Below are 377 nucleotides of genomic sequence, written 5' to 3'. Positions count from 1 at the left end.
CCACCACCGGAAACAACCGAAGTGACACCACACCACGGGACTTGACCGTCAACGTGAAGATTCCATCTGCAAGGTCAGCGATCTCAAGCATGAGTTCCAACCGATGACTCTGCCCGAAGGCGGCACGTGACACGCGCCGCAGTGCTTCCCGGGATGGCTCCGTGTCCATAGACTACGAATATCACGTAACGCAGATCTCGTAACGGAAAGGTCGTACCGACATGCCAAGGAAGACAGGCATCGAGTGGACCGAGGTCACCTGGAACCCGACCACGGGGTGCGACCGCGTATCGCCGGGCTGCGACCACTGTTACGCCCTCACGCTCGCGAAGCGGTTGAAGGCCATGGGCGCGGAGAAGTACCAGAACGACGGGAAC

General features: G+C 59.9%; 1 protein-coding gene. It reads left to right on the top strand.

Going from position 1 to position 377, the window contains the following annotated elements; translation table 11 throughout:
* Window positions 1-221 precede the first annotated feature (221 nt).
* On the top strand, window positions 222-377 hold a 156-nt coding region (locus ASG00_RS17635), incomplete at its 3' end, for a DUF5131 family protein (RefSeq protein WP_235559420.1).

It is taken from the genome of Microbacterium sp. Leaf351, from assembly GCF_001423825.1.
In the GTDB taxonomy this organism is placed as follows: domain Bacteria; phylum Actinomycetota; class Actinomycetes; order Actinomycetales; family Microbacteriaceae; genus Microbacterium; species Microbacterium ginsengisoli.
Note: the sequence above shows the minus strand (reverse complement) of the source record. Positions and strands in the feature narration are given on the sequence as shown.